The 15,943-nt window shown below is 65.4% G+C and carries 12 protein-coding genes; 1 reads left to right on the forward strand and 11 read right to left on the reverse strand.

What is annotated here, in order from left to right; translation table 11 throughout:
• Positions 1 to 294: 294 nt before the first annotated feature.
• From MJ643_RS00005 to MJ643_RS00035, 7 genes are all read right to left on the reverse strand, one after another.
• Positions 295 to 1,935, reverse strand: a complete 1,641-nt coding sequence (locus tag MJ643_RS00005) for a fatty acid--CoA ligase (protein WP_024087054.1) — start codon at positions 1,933 to 1,935, stop codon at positions 295 to 297.
• A gap of 11 nt (positions 1,936 to 1,946) precedes the next feature.
• A complete protein-coding gene (locus MJ643_RS00010) occupies positions 1,947 to 3,725 on the reverse strand; it encodes an acyl-CoA dehydrogenase C-terminal domain-containing protein (RefSeq protein WP_247726575.1) in 1,779 nt (592 codons plus the stop codon).
• A complete protein-coding gene (locus tag MJ643_RS00015; RefSeq protein WP_023663321.1) occupies positions 3,718 to 6,183 on the reverse strand; it encodes an MMPL family transporter in 2,466 nt (821 codons plus the stop codon). The genes MJ643_RS00010 and MJ643_RS00015 overlap by 8 nt, the downstream gene beginning before the upstream one ends.
• A 15-nt stretch (positions 6,184 to 6,198) precedes the next feature.
• The gene (locus MJ643_RS00020; protein ID WP_024087052.1) at positions 6,199 to 7,194 is read right to left on the reverse strand and encodes a YCF48-related protein; all 996 of its coding nucleotides are present in this window, start codon (positions 7,192 to 7,194) and stop codon (positions 6,199 to 6,201) included.
• A gap of 21 nt (positions 7,195 to 7,215) precedes the next feature.
• Positions 7,216 to 8,574: a DUF1329 domain-containing protein gene (locus tag MJ643_RS00025; protein WP_208209547.1), complete on the reverse strand. Its 1,359-nt coding sequence runs from the start codon at positions 8,572 to 8,574 to the stop codon at positions 7,216 to 7,218.
• A 38-nt stretch (positions 8,575 to 8,612) separates the two neighbouring features.
• Positions 8,613 to 10,568 (reverse strand): DUF1302 domain-containing protein, encoded by a 1,956-nt coding sequence (locus MJ643_RS00030; RefSeq protein ID WP_023663091.1) that lies wholly within the window; start codon positions 10,566 to 10,568, stop codon positions 8,613 to 8,615.
• Between the two features lie 74 nt (positions 10,569 to 10,642).
• On the reverse strand, positions 10,643 to 11,221 hold the full coding sequence (locus MJ643_RS00035; RefSeq protein ID WP_013972537.1) for an alpha/beta hydrolase: 579 nt from the start codon (positions 11,219 to 11,221) through the stop codon (positions 10,643 to 10,645).
• 207 nt (positions 11,222 to 11,428) lie between these two features.
• On the opposite strand from MJ643_RS00035, the gene MJ643_RS00040 reads away from it, so the two are divergent.
• Complete coding sequence (locus MJ643_RS00040; protein WP_038409617.1) at positions 11,429 to 12,487, forward strand: AraC family transcriptional regulator; 1,059 nt, start codon at positions 11,429 to 11,431, stop codon at positions 12,485 to 12,487.
• Between the two features lie 82 nt (positions 12,488 to 12,569).
• Here the strand turns inward: MJ643_RS00040 and MJ643_RS00045 are convergent, their stop codons facing one another.
• From MJ643_RS00045 to MJ643_RS00060, 4 genes are read right to left on the reverse strand one after another with little or no spacing between them, the layout of a single operon-like run.
• Entirely contained in the window at positions 12,570 to 13,580 is a 1,011-nt protein-coding gene (locus MJ643_RS00045) for a putative sulfate exporter family transporter (protein WP_038409616.1), read from the reverse strand.
• A complete protein-coding gene (locus MJ643_RS00050; protein WP_023660907.1) occupies positions 13,577 to 13,903 on the reverse strand; it encodes a Rieske 2Fe-2S domain-containing protein in 327 nt (108 codons plus the stop codon). The genes MJ643_RS00045 and MJ643_RS00050 overlap by 4 nt, the downstream gene beginning before the upstream one ends.
• Positions 13,900 to 14,553 carry a DsbA family oxidoreductase gene (locus tag MJ643_RS00055; protein WP_038409615.1) on the reverse strand — a complete coding sequence of 218 codons (654 nt, stop codon included), beginning with the start codon at positions 14,551 to 14,553 and terminating at the stop codon, positions 13,900 to 13,902. Before MJ643_RS00055 ends, MJ643_RS00050 begins: the two co-directional genes overlap by 4 nt.
• Entirely contained in the window at positions 14,550 to 15,863 is a 1,314-nt protein-coding gene (locus MJ643_RS00060) for an MFS transporter (protein WP_024087050.1), read from the reverse strand. Before MJ643_RS00060 ends, MJ643_RS00055 begins: the two co-directional genes overlap by 4 nt.
• Positions 15,864 to 15,943: the final 80 nt, after the last annotated feature.

Genomic DNA, 15,943 nt, shown 5'->3' on the forward strand with positions numbered 1-15,943 from the left:
AGCGGGCGCGCCCGCGAACACCGGCGTAGCCGGTGCCCTCCACCGCGTCGCCTGCTTCGCGGGTGAACCCGCTCCCACAGGGGCCCCACCAGCTGAAGGAATACGCTGTACCTGTGGGAGCGGGTTTACCCGCGAACACCGGCGCAGCCGGTGCCATCCACCGCGTCGCCTGCTTCGCGGGCATGCCCGCTCCCACAGGGACCCCATCAGCTGAAGGAATACGCCATACCTGTAGGAGCGGGCGCGCCCGCGAACACCGGCGTAGCCGGTGCCATCAGCCGGCGCTGCCTGCATTCAGAGAAATGCCTGGCGGATCCGCTTCTTGTCGATTTTGCCAACGCTGGTCTTGGGGATCTCCTCCACGCAACGCAACTGCCGCGGTATCGCCCATTTGTTCAGGTGCCCGCTGTCGACAAACGGCTGCAGATGCCCTGCCAATGCCGCCTGGTCGAACTGCATTCCGTCACAACGGACCACCAAGGCCAAGGGTTGCTCACCCCACTGCGGGTCCGGGATGCCGATCACTGCCACCGAAGCGACTGCCGGGTGCTGGCTGATCAGGTTTTCCAGCGCCACCGAGCTGACCCACTCGCCTCCGGTCTTGATCACATCCTTGATCCGGTCACGAATGCGCACCACACCCGCAGGGTCGATGCAGGCCAGGTCGCCAGTATGCATCCAGCCCCCCAGCCACAACGCGGCACCCTGCTCCGGTTCGTGCAGATAGCCCTGGGTCAGCCACGGTGCACGCACCACGATTTCACCCAGGCTCTCGCCGTCGCGGGGCACATCAATGCCTTCAGCGTCGACGATGCGCAGGTCCACCAGGGCGATCGGCACGCCAGCATCGATACGCAGCGGCAGTTGTTGCGCCATGGGCAGTGCCAGCAGCTCGGCGCTCAGGTGGGTGATGCTGAGCAGCGGGCAGCTTTCCGACATGCCGTAGCCACAATGCACGCTGATGCCGCGCTCGCTGGCACGCTGCGCCAGGCCCAGGGTCAGGGCGCTGCCGCCCAGCAGCATCTTCCAACCGCTCAGGTCGGCGCGGCGCCCTTCCTCGCTGTCGAGCATCATCTGCAGCACCGTGGGCACGCAATGAGAGAACGTCACGCCCTCGTCGCGGTACAGGCGCACCAGGCGGTTGGGCTCGTAGCGCCCCGGGTAGACCTGCTTGATGCCCAGTGCCGTGGCCACATAGGGCACGCCCCAGGCATGCACATGGAACATCGGCGTAATGGGCATGTACACGTCGCCGCTGCGCAGCAGCGGCACCTCGCCGCAGGCAGCCAGGGTGCCCTGCTCGACCAGGGTATGCAGCACCAGTTGCCGGTGGCTGAAGTACACGCCCTTGGGGTTGCCGGTGGTACCGCTGGTGTAGAACAGCGTGGCCAGTGAGTGCTCGTCGAAATCGGCGAAGTCGAACTGTGGCTCGGCAGCCGCCAGCAGCGCTTCGTACTCACCCAGCAACGGCACATCTTGCGTTGCCGGGCCGCCTTCGCCGAGGCGAATGAAACCCTCGACCGTCGGCAAGTCATCGCGCAGTTGCGCCATCAACGGCAGGAAGTCGTCATGCACCAGTACCAGGCGGTCCTCGGCATGGTTCATGGTGTAGCGCACCTGCTCGGTGGACAGCCGTACGTTTACCGTGTGCAGCACCGCACCCAGCATCGGTACGGCGAAGAAGCATTCAAGGGCCCGATGGCTGTCCCAGTCGAGCAAGGCCACGGTGTCGCCAGGCTTGACCCCGGCGGCGGTCAGCACATTGGCCAGCCGCTGAATGCGTTCGAGCAGCGTGGTGTAGGTGTAGCGCAGCTTGTCGGCGTAGACGATTTCCTGGTTGGGCTGGTAGCGCACGCCCGACAGCAGCAGGCGCTTGATCAGCAGCGGATAGGCGTAGGCCTGCTCGGCCGCAGGCATGATGCGAGTGGTGATCATGTCGGCGGCCTTCACAGTTGCCCGGCCTCGAGCAGGTACAGGCTGTCGCTACCGGCCCTGACGCTGGCGCTCAGCGAATGAATGCGTGGCAGCAGGCGGGCAAAGTAGAAACGCGCGGTGCCCAGCTTGCTCAGGTGGAACGGCTCGGGAGCCGCATGACACTGGCAAACCACGGCCATGCGTGCCCACAGGTAGGCGTAGAAGGTGTAGCCAAACACCTGCAGGTACTCCACCGCCGCCGCGCCCAGCTCACGCGGGTTGCCCTGGGCCCGATCGAGCAACCAGGCGGTCAGCTCGTCGAGGTTGCGCACGGCAGCCAGCAGCGGCGCGCCGAACTCGGCGCACGCCGCGGGCAGCGTCTCGACAAAGGCAGTAATTTCATCGGACACGCCGCGATAGGCCTGGCCGCCATCGACAAACAGTTTACGCCCCACCAGGTCGAGGGCCTGGATGCCATTGGTGCCGTCGTAGATCTGGGTAATGCGGCAGTCGCGGATCAACTGCTCCTGGCCCCATTCGCGGATATAGCCATGACCGCCCAGCACCTGCTGGCCGTGCACGGTGGTTTCCAGCCCCATGTCGGTTAGGAAGGCCTTGGCCACTGGCGTGAGCAATGCCACCTTGGCCTCGGCCTGGGCGCGTGCGACCGGGGCCTCGCTGTATTTGGCCAGGTCCAGCTGCAGTGCCACATAGGTAGAGAAGGCCCGCCCGCCTTCGTTCAGCGCTTTCATGGTCAGCAACATGCGCCGCACATCCGGGTGGACGACGATCGGGTCAGCGGCTTGCCCCGGCGCTTCGGCCCCCGTCGGCGCACGGCCCTGCTGGCGATCACGGGCATAGGCAATGGCGCCCTGGTAGGAGCGTTCGCCCAGGGCCAGGCCCTGGATACCTACGCCAAGGCGCTCGTAATTCATCATGGTGAACATCGCGTTGAGGCCCTTGTTCGGCTCGCCGACCAGGTAGCCGATTGCACCGTCGAAGTTCATCACGCAGGTGGCCGAGGCCTTGATGCCCATCTTGTGCTCGATCGACCCGCAGCTCACCGCATTGGCGTCGTCCAGCACGCCGTCGGCGTCAACCAGCACCTTGGGCACCAGGAACAGCGATATGCCCTTGGGCCCGGCGGGCGCATCCGGCAGCCGCGCCAGCACCAGGTGGATGATGTTCTCGGTCAGGTCCTGCTCACCGCCAGTGATGAAGATCTTGGTCCCGCTGATGCGGTAGCGGCCATCGGCAACCGGCTCGGCGCGGGTGCGAATCAGGCCCAGGTCGGTGCCAGCGTGCGGCTCGGTCAGGCACATCGAACCGGTCCAGCGCCCTTGGTACATGGGCGGCAGGTACAGCGCCTTCAACGGCTCGCTGGCATGGTTGAGCAGCGCCAGGCAGGCTCCGGCCGTGAGCATCGGGTACAGGCCGAACGACAGGTTGGCGGCATTGAGCATTTCTTCGAGCTGGGCACCGATCACTTTCGGCATGCCCATGCCCCCATATTCCGGGGCACCGGCCACACCCACCCAGCCATCCGCGGCAAATGCCCGGTAGGCGTCGGCGAAGCCATCGGGGGTGTATACCTGGCCGGCCTCCCAGCGGCAGCCCTGCTCGTCGCCACTGCGGTTGAGCGGCGCCACCACCTCGGCAATCAGCCGGCCGGCCTGTTCGAGCACGGCCCGGGCTGTGTCGCCATCGACCTGCTCGGCCAGCGCGGGCGTTTGCGCCCACCAGGCCGGGATGTCGAACACTTCGTTGAACAGAAAATCCATGTCGCGCAGTGGCGGAAGGTAATCAGACATGAGGCGAACACTCGGTTTCTTGGGTTTGCGGAAGCGACGTGGCCGGGGCCTCGGCAGGCGCCGGGGCGGCCTGGCCACGCAGGAGGAAATGCGACAAGGCGGGGATCAACACCAGCGCACCGAGCATGTTCCACAGGAACATGAAGGTCAGCAGCAGGCCCATGTCGGCCTGGAACTTGATCGGCGACCAGGCCCAGCCGACCACACCGGCCGCCAGGGTAATGCCGACCAGCCCGACCACCCGGCCGGTGAAGGCCACGGCTTTCTGGTAGGCCTGGGCCAGGCTCAACCCGGCGCGCTGGTAGTGCAGTTGCACGCTGAGCAGGTACAGCGCGTAGTCCACGCCAATACCTACGCCCAGGGCGATCACCGGCAAGGTGGCGACCTTGACGCCAATGCCCATGGCTACCATCAGCGCTTCGCACAGCACCGAGGTGAGCATCAGCGGCAGGATCGCCACCAGCGTGGCGCGCCAGCTACGGAAGGTGAACAGGCAGAACAGCGTGACCGCCAGGTACACCAGCAACAGCATGCGGTGGTTGGCCTCGCGGACCACCACGTTGGTGGCGGCCTCGATGCCGGCGCTGCCGGCGGCCAGCAGGAACTGCTGTTCGGCGCTGCTGTTGGCCTGGGCAAAACGCTCGGCCACGGCGGCCACCTGGGCCAAGGTGTCGGCGCGGTGGTCCTTGAGGTAGGCGATTACCGGCATCAGCGAGCAGTCGTTGTTGAACAGCTCGGGGGCGTTGACCGAGGCCTGCTGGGCGGCGTAGTTGAGCACGTCCTGGTTGCGCTGCAGGCTGTTCAGGCGCGGGTTGCCTTCATAGGTGCCGGCGGTGATCTGGCGCACGGCATTGGCCAGCGACACGGTGGTCTGCACACCCGGCAATTGCTGCAGCTCCCAGGCCAGGCGGTCGGCAAGCACCAGCGTCTGGTATTGCAGGCAGCCTTCCGGCGCGGTCTTGACCATGACCGCGAAGGTGTCGCTGGACAGCGCGTAGTGCTGGGTGATGTAGGCGTTGTCGAGGTTGTAGCGGGAGTCGGCGCGCAGTTCGGGGGCACCGCTGTCGAGGTCGCCGATTTTCAGTTGCAGGCTGCCCCAGATGCCAAGGGCGCCCAGGGCCAGCGCCACCAGCAGTGCGACGCTGGCCCATTTGCGTTCGGTGAAGCGGTCGAGCAGGTCCCACAGCCGGCCGAAACCTCGGTGCTGGGCTGCGCGGGCGTCGATATGCAGGGCCCGCTCGGCAGCCTTGTGGCCAACACCAACATAAGACAGCGCCACCGGCATCAGCAGCAGCGAGGTGAAGATCAGCACCGCCACGCCGATGCTGGCGGTGATGGCCAGGTCCTGGATCACCGGGATGTCGATCAGCATCAGCACGGCAAAGCCCACCGCATCCGCCAGCAACGCAGTCACCCCGGCCACGAACAGGCGGCGGAAGGTATAGCGCGCTGCCACCTGGCGGTGGGTGCCACGGCCGATGTCCTGAAGGATGCCGTTCATCTTCTGCGCCGCGTGGGATACGCCGATGGCAAAGATCAGGAATGGCACCAGGATCGAATACGGGTCGATGGCGTAGCCCAGCCAGGCGACGATGCCCAGCTGCCACACCACCGCGGTCAGCGAACACAGCACCACCAGCAGGGTGCTGCGCACGCAACGGGTGTAGCAGTAGATGATCAGCAGGCTGGTCAGCACCGCCAGGGCGAAGAACGCCATCACCTGGATCAGCCCGTCGATCAGGTCGCCCATCAGTTTGGCGAAGCCGATCACATGGATGCGGTACTGGCCGCTGGCCTGGTACTGGCTGCGCAGCTGTTCGAGCTTCTGCGAGAAGGCGTGGTAGTCGAGGCCTTTGCCGGTAGCCGAATCCTGGTCGAGCAGCGGCACGACCAGCATGCTCGACTTGAAGTCGCGCGCCACCAGGCTGCCGACGATGTTGGCGCGCTCGATGTTCTGCCGCAGTTGCTCGATGTCACCCGCAGCGCCCTGGTAGCCGTCGGGCATTACCGGGCCACCCTGGAAGCCCTCCTCGGTCACCTCGGTCCAGCGCACCGCCGGGCTCCACAGCGACTTAACCCAGGCTCGGTCCACGCCCTGGCTGAGGAACAGCTCGTCGTTGATGTGGCGCAGGGTCTGCAGGTAGCCCGGGTCGAAGATGTCGCCCTGGGTGTTCTCCACCACCACCCGCACTGCGTTGCCCAGGCCACGCAGTGATGGGCGGTTTTCCAGGTAGTTCTGGATGTAGGGGTGGCTCTGCGGCAGCATCTTGTCGAAACTGGGGCGCAGCTCCAGGCGGGTCAGCGCCATGTAGCCCAGCACCAGGGTCGCCAATAGCATGCACAGCAGGAACGGCAGGCGATGGTTGAACACCAGGCGCTCCAGGCAATTGCCCGAGCGTGGGTCGAAATCGTCGAGGTTGCGGATTACCGGCAGGGTGTCTTGGCGGGTAGCGGCCATCAGGGTCTTCTCTTGTTATGGGTGCAGCGTGGGGTTACCGGGCTGGTTGCGCACGCCCCGCTCGCCGACCAGTACCAGGCCGTTGCCGGTATCGGTGGCGAGCGCGGTCACCGGGCCACGGGCGCTTTGCGGCACCGGGCTGAAGCTGGCGCCATCATCCCGGCTGAGCAGCAGGTCGCCGGCCTGGCTGGCCAGCCATAGCTGGCCGTCACGGTCGACACCGGCGGCGGTGAGGCTGGTGTTCACACCCGTGCTGACCGGTTGCCACTGCCGGCCGCCATCGGTGCTGCGGTAGGCATGCCCACGCAGGCCGTAGACCACCAGTACGCCAGGCTTGCCGACAGCACCGAACAGTGTGCCGGCGTAGGGTGTCTCGACACGGCTGAAGCGCTCACCGTCCTGCTTCAGCAGCAGGCCTTGCTCGCCGGTGATGTACAGCTCGTCACCTACCGCGGCCAAGCTGGTCAGGTGCAGGCCTTGCGGGTTATCGCTGTGGTCGAGCCAAGGCTGCCAGTGCTCGCCGCCATCAACGGTGCGCAACAGCAGGTTGAACACGCCGACCGCATAGCCATTGCGGGCATCGCTGAACCACACGTCGAGCAAGGCATTGTCGCTACCCGTGCCCGGCAGTTGTTCGGCCAGTGCCCGGCCATCCAGCTGCTTTTGCCAGTGCACGCCGCCATCGCGGCTGTGCAGCACCACGCCATCGTGGCCAACCGCCCAGCCCAGTTCGGGCGTGGCGAAGCTCACAGCATTCAGGTCGGCGCTGACCGGCACCTGGGCCTGCTGCCAGTGCGCGCCGTGATCGTCGGAGTACAGGATGTGCCCTCGCGGGCCCACCGCGACCAGGCGCTGGCCGGCCAGGGTGACATCGCGCAAGGCGCTGCTGGCGACCAGGGCGCTGGGCCTGGCGGGCAGGTCCAGCACATCGGTGAAGGGCGCAGCCTGGGCCGCGCCCTGCAGCGCGGCCAAAGCCAGAACCACCACGCTGCATCGTTTGAAGACAGACATTGCCACCTCTGCTCCGTGCGTTCAGCGAATGCCGTTGCCGGCCAGCGACTCGGGCGACCACTGGGTTTTCGACAGTGGGTCGATATAGCGGATGCCGCCGTAGGCACCGACCACGCCATTGAGGTTATAGGTGCCGCCGATCAGGTCGTAGATCATGAACGGCGTGGCGTCCGGGGTCTGCTTGTCATAGCTCTGGGTGAGGAAGGCGAACGAGCCGCGGTACAGCTGGCCACGGGCGTCGTACTGGTCCGAGGCCAGGGCGATCCAGCTGTCTTCGTCGAGGTAGAAGCGGCGCTTGTGGTAGATATGGCGCGCACCGTCCTTGAGCTTGCCTTCCACCACCCACACCCGGTGCTTCTCCCAACGCACGAACTGTGGCGCCAGGTGATTGGGGGTGATCACCTGCTTGACGTCGGTGTTGTAGGTCAGCTGGTAGGTGTTGTACGGCACGTACATTTCCTGCTTGCCGACCAGGGTCCAGTCGTAGCGGTCCAGCGCACCGTTGAAGACGAACACGTCATCGTAGGTACCCGAACCCGAAGTGCCCGGGTTGGGCGTGTCGTAGGCGAGGTTCGGTGCCAGCTTGACCCGGCGCTGGCCCGGCAGGTACTGCCAGGCACTGCGTGGCTGCACCAGCGGGTTGGCGGCATCGCGCAGCATCATCGCTTCGCCTGCACGGCGTGCGGGCCCGGTGTACACCAGTTTCATCTGGTAGTAAGTGTCCTTGGCACCGATCGGCTTCGTCATGTCCTCGTAGATCGGGTAGCTGATATTGGCCTGGCCGGTGGTCGACAGCGATGGCTTGCCGGCAGCGTCGACGTTCCACGAGTCGTACTTGGCAGCCATGCTCACGCCCTGATAGCGCAGCAGGAAGTTCCACATGGCCTCGGCGCCGTTCTGCGGAATGGGGAACGGGATACCCGGCAGCACGTTGTCCACCGCCGTACCGCCCTTCTTGCTGTTGGCGGCAGTGGCGTTCTTGCGGGTGTTGTCCAGTACCGCTTGCGGCAGCGCCACGCTACGGTGGGTCGGGTATACATCGACGCGGTAGCTGGGGTAGCGCTTGAGCAGTTCCAGGGTGGTGGCAGTCAGCTGGCCCTTGTACTGCTCGGCGTTCTTGCCATCGATGACCAGCAGCGGCTTGTCGCTGGCGAACGGGTCGGGACGCATGCTGGCGCCGCTCTGGTAGCTGGCTGGCGGCGTCAGCAGGCCGCCCTGGTAGGCCGGGATGGAGCCATCGGCATTGCCGGCCTTTTCCGCGCCGATGGCGGTCAGGCTGGTGCCCAGGCGCGCGGCCTGGTCAGTGGAAACGGCGGCCTGGGCAGCATTCAGGGCGGCCAGCGACAGGCACGAGGCCAGCAGGGTACGTACGAAATTCATGATGGTTGTCTTCCTGTGTAGGCTGTAGGAAACATGACTCAGAAGGTCGTCTTGACGGTCAGGTACAGGGCGCCACGGTCCTCGGTGGTGGCACCACCGCCGGAGAAGGAGGCGTAGCCGCCGCCGTAGCAGGTGTAATCCTGTTCGCCGTCCAGGGCGTTGGGGGTGCTGCCGTCGGTCTGGCCGTCCTTGCAGGCCTTGGTCTCACCGAAACTGTCGACGTACTTGAGGTCGATGAAGTACTGGTTGTAGATCGCGGCGCTCACGCCCACCGCATAGTTGCCGGTGTTCTCGGCGCCACCGCCCTGCACCGGCGACACGCCGTCGAGGCCGACGTTGACCGACAGCGGCATGCTCAGGTCCATGCCCGGCAGCACCTGGTACCAGGTAGGGGTGAAGTTGACCGCGATGCCCCAGTTGTCGCGGGTGGCCTTGTCGATGCCGCGGTAGCTGCTCTTGCCCTTGTACAAGGCCTCGTTGTGGCTATCGAGCTTGAGCAGGTTGCTGTAGAACAGCTCGCCAAGCAGGGTTGCCGAATCGAACAGCGGCGTATCGCCAATGGTCATCAGGCCGTTCAAGGTCCAGTGCAAGGTGTCGCCGGTGGCGCTCAGGCCGTCGCCATCCTTGGGCACGTCGTAGATCACCCCGCTGCTGGGCAGGCGTGCCGGCAGCAGGCCGAAGCCGCCGCCCAGGCCACCCTGGCCGGGGGCGCTGACGATTGCCGGGATGCTCGCCAGCGGCATGTTGTGGCGGATGTTCAGGTCGCTGCCGACACTGATGCCGCCCACATCCTTGGACAGGCTCAGGCCATAGATGTCGATGTCGTCGGAGTAGGCGAACTGGTAGGTAGTGCTTTGCAGCGAGTTGTACAGGTTGCCGACTGCGCCTTGGCGGCTGCCCGGCGGGTTGCCGAACGGGCCGTTGGCGACGGTCATGCCGCGCGCGTCGAGCCAGGCCTGCGGGAGGATCTCGGAGGTCTTGCGGTAGTAGAAACCGAGAGTGCCGCCCAGCCACTCCGGCGACCACTTGGCCATGATGCCCCAGTCGCCGCTCTTGCCTGGGTTCAGGTCATGGCCACGGCGGATGGTGGTCAGCGCACCGCGCACCGGGATCAGCCCCGGGGTACCAGTGTGGCCGAGCAGGAAGCTTTGGGCGCCCTCGCCTACCACGTCCGAGCCGCCATAATAGGTACCGGCTTCGGGCAGGCGGGCGGCGTCCCAGTCGAAGAAGTACTGGGCGCCCAGGGTCAGTTCAGAGTTGACCAGGAACGAGGTCGACAGCTGGTTGCGCGGCACGAACAGCTCCTTGGCCTCGGTGCCCGGCGAGGCGGCCAGCTTGGCCAGGTCGAGGCCCGACTGGCCGTAGCTCAACGAGTGCACCGGGTTGAGCAGGGTTTCACCCCAGAACAGGTTGTGCTGGCCCAGCTTGGCGCTGACCTGCGAGGCCTCGCCGACTTCCCGGCTGAAGAACACGAAGGCATCCAGCACTTCACCGGACGGGCCGCTGTAGTAACGCTGGGCGTAGTTGCTCAGGCGCGGGCTGCCCAACGGCACACCAGTGCCAGGCAAGCCATTGAGGCTGGGGTTGATGCCGGACTGGTCACCGTTGCCGTTGACGAACGGGTTGCTATTGGAGCCGGTGTTGTCATAGGCCTTGTCGTACCAGCTGGCGGTGCTGACGCGGAACCCGGTGTTGCCCTGGTAGACCACATCCAGTTCGGTCAGCAGGTCGACCCGGTTGGTGATGTTGGTGCCGGCCTTGCGGAAGTTGTAGTCACCGTCGTTGCTGTTGGGCGTGCCCAGCATGCGCTTGTCGGCGCTTTCGGTGCGCACGCCGTAGTTGTACTTGACGGTGTTGTCGAAGCGCACGGCCCAGTTTTCATTACCGGTATCGACTTCGAACGCCTGGGCGGCGGGCAGCGTGAGCAGGCCGATGGCGCAGGCAAGCAGGCAGCACTGTGGTTTCACAGCACGGTAAATGCGGTGTTCTGGCATTACGATGGCTCCACGTATTGTTATTGTTTTTTTCGCCGCCCGTCTTTTGCGAGCGTGGCTGGGGCGTCCATGCGCTATTGCAGGTTGGGCTGGTCCAGTCGCTGGATGAACGCCTCGGCCTGCGGCCAGGGGCCGAAGCCGGAGGCCGGGTTGAGGTGGCCGACGGCCCCCAGTGCGACCAGTTCGCTACCCCAGCCATGGGCCAGGGCGCTGGCTGCGGCAAAGCTGGCCAGGTGGTCGTTGCTGCTGGCCGCGACAATGCTGGGGAACGGTAGCGGCGCCTGGGGCAATGGCGACCAGCCGTGCTCGGCCAGGCTGGCCGGGCTTGGGTAGTGGGCCGGCCATGGCGCGTTCAGGTCGGGCGGCGCCGCCAACAATGCACCCTTGATCGGCCGCCGGTAGCGCGCCGCCCAGTGGGCGACCATCAGTACGCCAGCGCTGTGCGCCACCAGGATCACCTCACCATCGATCTGGTCCAGTTCGCGCTGGATCGCCTCGACCCGGGCTGTGCAGCTCAGGCCGTCGACCTGCAGTGGCGGCACGCTGCGCACCTTGGCCAGGCGGCCTGCGAGCAGGGTCTGCCAGTGTTCGGCAACATGGTCGCGCAGGCCGGGGACGATCAGCACGGTGGCAGTGGTTTGCAGTTTTTCCACGGTGAACCTCGTGTGCGGTGTAGCTCTTGAGGTTCACAGTAAACAGCCCACCCACCGGGTGCTTCACATTGGGCGTCAGGGGCTTTTCATTTGATGACAATGGCCAAGACAGGGCTTTGCTTTTCAATTCATGACACGCAGGCTATAAAACACAAAACGCATGTCGGCATACCCAAAAACAAAAAACCGCATGGAAAACAACCAAAGATGCCTGCCCTAGTCCGTGCCGCCAGCTTGACCAATTACCTTGAGGTGTCCCGCCACCTGGGCCTCAATCCCCATGCGCTGTTGGCACAGGTTGGCCTCAGCGCCGCGTTGCTCGAAGACCCCAATCGGCGTATTCCGGTTGCCAGCGTCATCGCTTTGCTGGAAGCCTCCGCCAGCGCCACCCGCTGCGAAAGCTTCGGCCTGCGCATGGCCGAGTTGCGGCAACTGTCGGACTTCGGCGAAATAAGCCTGTTGCTCAGCCACCAACGCACCCTGCGTGATGCACTGCAGGTGATCGTGCAGTACCGTCACCTGCTCAATGACGCCCTGGCCATTCATATCGAGGAAGCCGGCAAGACCGTGGTCATCCGTGAGGAGGTGATCAACGAACGCGCGCCCTGCAGCCGCCAGGCCACCGAGCTGGCGATCGGCGTGATGATGCGCCTGTGCGCGGCGCTGCTAGGTGCGCATTGGCACCCGATCAGCGCCAACTTCACCCACGCGCCTCCCGCCGACCTGGCCACCCACCGGCGCATTTTTGGCTGCACGCTGGTGTTCGGCAGCGAGTTCAACGGTATTGTCTGCCCGGCCGCCGACCTCGACAGCGCCAGCCCGCAGGCCAACGAGGCCATGGCGCGCCTGGCGCAGCGCTATCTGGACAGCCTGCCGGCGGGCGGCTCGCCGTCCCTGGAGCTGGAGTTGCGCAAGACCATCTACCTGCTGCTGCCCATGGGCCGCGCCACCATCGAACAGGTGGCACAGACCCAGGGCATGAACGTGCGCACCCTGCAGCGGCGCCTGGAAGAAAGCGGGTTGACCTTCAAGGACCTGATCAACAGCGTGCGCCGTGACCTGGTGATGCGCTACCTGGAAAACCCCGGCTATTCGCTGGGGCGTATCGCCGACATGCTGGGTTATTCGATGCCCAGCTCGTTCACCCGCTGGTTTATCGCCCAGTTCGGCATGCCGCCTGCCAGTTGGCGGGCACAGCGGGCTGACCCATTGGGCCTGCCATGCAGCCCATCGCCGGCAAGCCAGCTCCCACCTCGACCGTATTGACCTCAAGCCATGCGCGAGCCCTGTGGGAGCGGGCATGCCCGCGAAGCAGGCGCCGCGGAGTGTTGTCACCCACGGTCACTTTCTAAAGGCCCCAGTGCATCAACGCCAGCACCAAAAGCACAAGAAACACGCTCTCCCCCACCATCAGCGCAATGGGTTTCACCCCGACCGAGGCCAGCGCCTTGAGTTGGGTTTTCATGCCCAGGGCACTGATCGCCACCACTAGGCAGCCGCGCGACAGCTCGTTGATACCGCCCTGCACCGCGGCGGGTACCCAGCCTGTGCTGTTGACGCACGCCAGCAGCAGGAAGCCGACCGCGAACCAAGGCAACAAGGGCGGCCGCTGCCCGCCTGCTTCGAGGCCCTGGCGCCGGGTGATCATGGCCGCGCAGACAATGACCGGCAACAGCATGGCCACCCGCATCAGCTTGACCACGGTGGCGATGTCGCCGGTCTCGGTAGACATGCTGTAGCCCGCGCCCACCACCTGCGCCACGTCGTGGATGGTCGCACCGAGGAACACCCCAGCCTGGGCTGGGGACAGGTGCAGCCACTGGGCAATCATCGGGTAGAGGATCATCGCCAAAGTCGACAGCGCCGACACGCCGATCACGGTGAACAGCGTTGCATGCTCCTTGCGCGGGTGCTGGGGCAAGGCAGCTGCCAGCGCCAGCGCCGCCGAGGCACCGCAAATGGCCGTGGCACCGCCGGTGAGCATGCCGAACAGCCGTGAAAACCCCAGCGCCTTGGCCACCACCACCGAAACCAGGATGGTCACCACCACCAGGGTCACGACCAGGGCCACGGGCTTCCAGCCCAGGCTGGCGATCTGGTCCAGGGTGATGCGCATGCCAAGCAACGCCACGCCCAGGCGCAGTACCGTGCGGGCGGTAAACTCGATACCGGCTTTGCAGGGGCCGTCGACCGCGAGAAAGTTCAGCGCCATCCCCAATAACAAGGCAAACAGCATGACCGGCGCTGCGTAATGCTCACTGAGGAAACTGGCGGCCGCACCGACGATGAGGCTGACCACCACCCCCGGGGCGAGGGTGCGGATACGCTGATGGGTAGCGCCAAGTGCCAGTGTATTCATTGCCCCGCTTCCTCACAGTCAAACACGATGTAAACCTGCCCGCCCTGCTGCTCGACCGGGTAGCTGGCAACCTTCAAGGCCTTGGAATTGACCAGGTAGCCGCTGGCCAGGTCAAAGCGCAGGCCGTGCGCGCAGCACTGGATGACACGGCCTTCCAGCCGGCCGCCACACAACGACGCGCCCTGGTGCGGGCAGCTGTCGTCAATGGCATAGAGCGAGTCGGCAACGTTGAACAGCGCCACGCTGCGCCCTTCGCAGGCTAACAGCACACGGCCGTCACGCTCCGGCACCTGATGGAGGGCCAATGCAATGCGCCGGGTCATGCCCTCTCAACCTCTTGCAGCGCTTCGGTCATGGCCGCATACAGCACCTCGGCAGGCTGCGCACCTGCAATGAGCGGCCCTTGATTGAAACGAAAACGAGGCACTGCACTGCCGGCGCGCCCTGCCCCATCGAGGAACGGGCTGCCGTCGTCACGCAGGCAGTCGACAACCTGCGCGGCTTCCAGCCCGCAGCACTGCGCGATGTCGAGCAAGGTGCGGCTATCCCCCAGGTCGCGCCCCTGGTGGAAATAGGCGATGAACAGCTGTGCCAGCAAGGCTTCCAGTTGCCCTGCTTCGAGCAACTGAGCAGCACGTTGCAGCAGCCGATGGGCATTGCCGGTGTTGGGCATGCGGCGAATACGCGAGAAGTCGATGTCCTCGCCCACCACGCGGGCAGCGGCGCGCACCTGGGCCTGGCGCTCACTTACCGCTTCCTCGCTGCCCAGGCGTTGCAGATAGAAGGCATGGAACGGCACGCCACTGGCTGGCAAGCCCGGCAACAACTGCACACCTCGCCATTGCAGTTGTACCTGCACTTGCGGTTGTTCACGCTGCAAGTGCAAGAGCGCGGCCTGCAGGTGTCGCTGGCCAATCAGGCACCAGGGGCAGACGAAATCGAAGAACACTTCGACGGACAACAGCTGTTTCACGGTTTCAACTCCCGGGGTGCGGCAGCGTCGCCTGCCGGTGCATGCAGACGCTCCATGTCGCGGTGGTAATGACGTTTGGCAAGGAAAAACACTGCCGCCGCGCCGATGCTCATCAGCGGTACCAGCTGGAAGGCGGCATGCAAGCCGATCAGGTCGGAAACGCGCCCGGTGATCAGCGGCCCGGTCGCCAGGCCCAACAGGTTGTTGGCCAGGGTCAGGGTGGCAAACGCGGTGCCGTGCACCGAGGCGTGGGTGAGGTTGGCGACCATGGCGCTGGACGGGCCGTTGGTGCCGGCGGCGATCATCATGCCCAGGCAGATGAGTACCAGTTGGGCGGTGCCGGCCGGCAGTGCGAAGGCGATGGACAACAGCGCGCAACTACCCAGGCAGTAAGCGATGGCAAGGCTGATCTTGCGGTCCGGGCGCTGCCGCCCGAGGCGGTCGCAGAGCATGGCGCAGAGGATCATGCCGATGCCGCTGCACAGCACGATGACTGCGGCAATCGCCCCGGCGCGGTCGGTGCCCATGGCGTAATAGCGGTTCAGGTAGCTTGGCATCCACACGATCACGGTGCCGCCGACGAACAGCTGCAGCCCGCTGCCGACGTAGGCCGCTATGACCGAACGGCTGCTGTACAGGGTGCGCAGCGGGCGGCTGGCCTTGCCTTGCGACTGCTGCGCGCATCGAGGCGCAATACGCGCCTCCTTGACGATAATCGGGTACAGCATCGCCAGCACCAGGCCGAACAGCGCCATGCCGGCAAATGCCCAGCGCCAGCCCAGGTGCTGGGCCAGTACTCCGCCCAGGGCCATGCCCAGCACCGAGCCGAACATGCCACCGGCCATGAACGCGCCGGCCAGGGTCGAGCGCATATCGCGGGGGAACACGGCGACCACCACGGCGATGCCGACACTGCCGTAGGCAGCCTCGCCCACCCCTACCAGAAACCGCGCGACGAACATTTGCGGGTAGTTTTCCGCCAGGGCGCAGCCGAGGGTGGCCAGGCTCCACAGTACTGCCATCAGCACCAGGCTGCGCACCCGGCCGAAGCGGTCGGCCAGCAGCGACAGCGGGAAGGTCAGCAGGCCGACCATCAGCGCGACGATACCGCTGAGCAGGCCGAGCTGGCTGTCGCTCAATGCCCATTCGCCCTTGAGCAGCGGGAAAACCGCATTGAGCACCTGGCGCGACATGTAGTCGGAGATCAACAGGCCAAAGGTCAGGGCGAAGACCACCCAGGCATAGCGCCGAGGGACGCTGTGGGCGGTGTCGGTGCCGGAATCTTCGGCACTGGCGAGATAGGTGGCCATGTTGCCTCCTTGGGATGTAGGGCGTGAGGTTGTTCTTGTTGTTATGAACTACTGCAAAACCTTGTTCGGTCGCTGTGGGA

It is taken from the genome of Pseudomonas sp. PNPG3 (genome assembly GCF_023093815.1).
Classification (GTDB): domain Bacteria; phylum Pseudomonadota; class Gammaproteobacteria; order Pseudomonadales; family Pseudomonadaceae; genus Aquipseudomonas; species Aquipseudomonas asiatica.

Coding starts and splice junctions, on each gene's coding strand:
- MJ643_RS00060 (WP_024087050.1), bottom strand. CDS start 15,863: ATGGCCACCTATCTCGCCAGTGCCGAAGATTCCGGCACCGACACCGCC.
- MJ643_RS00050 (WP_023660907.1), bottom strand. CDS start 13,903: ATGACCCGGCGCATTGCATTGGCCCTCCATCAGGTGCCGGAGCGTGAC.
- MJ643_RS00025 (WP_208209547.1), bottom strand. CDS start 8,574: ATGAATTTCGTACGTACCCTGCTGGCCTCGTGCCTGTCGCTGGCCGCC.
- MJ643_RS00020 (WP_024087052.1), bottom strand. CDS start 7,194: ATGTCTGTCTTCAAACGATGCAGCGTGGTGGTTCTGGCTTTGGCCGCG.
- MJ643_RS00045 (WP_038409616.1), bottom strand. CDS start 13,580: ATGAATACACTGGCACTTGGCGCTACCCATCAGCGTATCCGCACCCTC.
- MJ643_RS00040 (WP_038409617.1), top strand. CDS start 11,429: ATGCCTGCCCTAGTCCGTGCCGCCAGCTTGACCAATTACCTTGAGGTG.
- MJ643_RS00015 (WP_023663321.1), bottom strand. CDS start 6,183: ATGGCCGCTACCCGCCAAGACACCCTGCCGGTAATCCGCAACCTCGAC.
- MJ643_RS00005 (WP_024087054.1), bottom strand. CDS start 1,935: ATGATCACCACTCGCATCATGCCTGCGGCCGAGCAGGCCTACGCCTAT.
- MJ643_RS00010 (WP_247726575.1), bottom strand. CDS start 3,725: ATGTCTGATTACCTTCCGCCACTGCGCGACATGGATTTTCTGTTCAAC.
- MJ643_RS00030 (WP_023663091.1), bottom strand. CDS start 10,568: ATGCCAGAACACCGCATTTACCGTGCTGTGAAACCACAGTGCTGCCTG.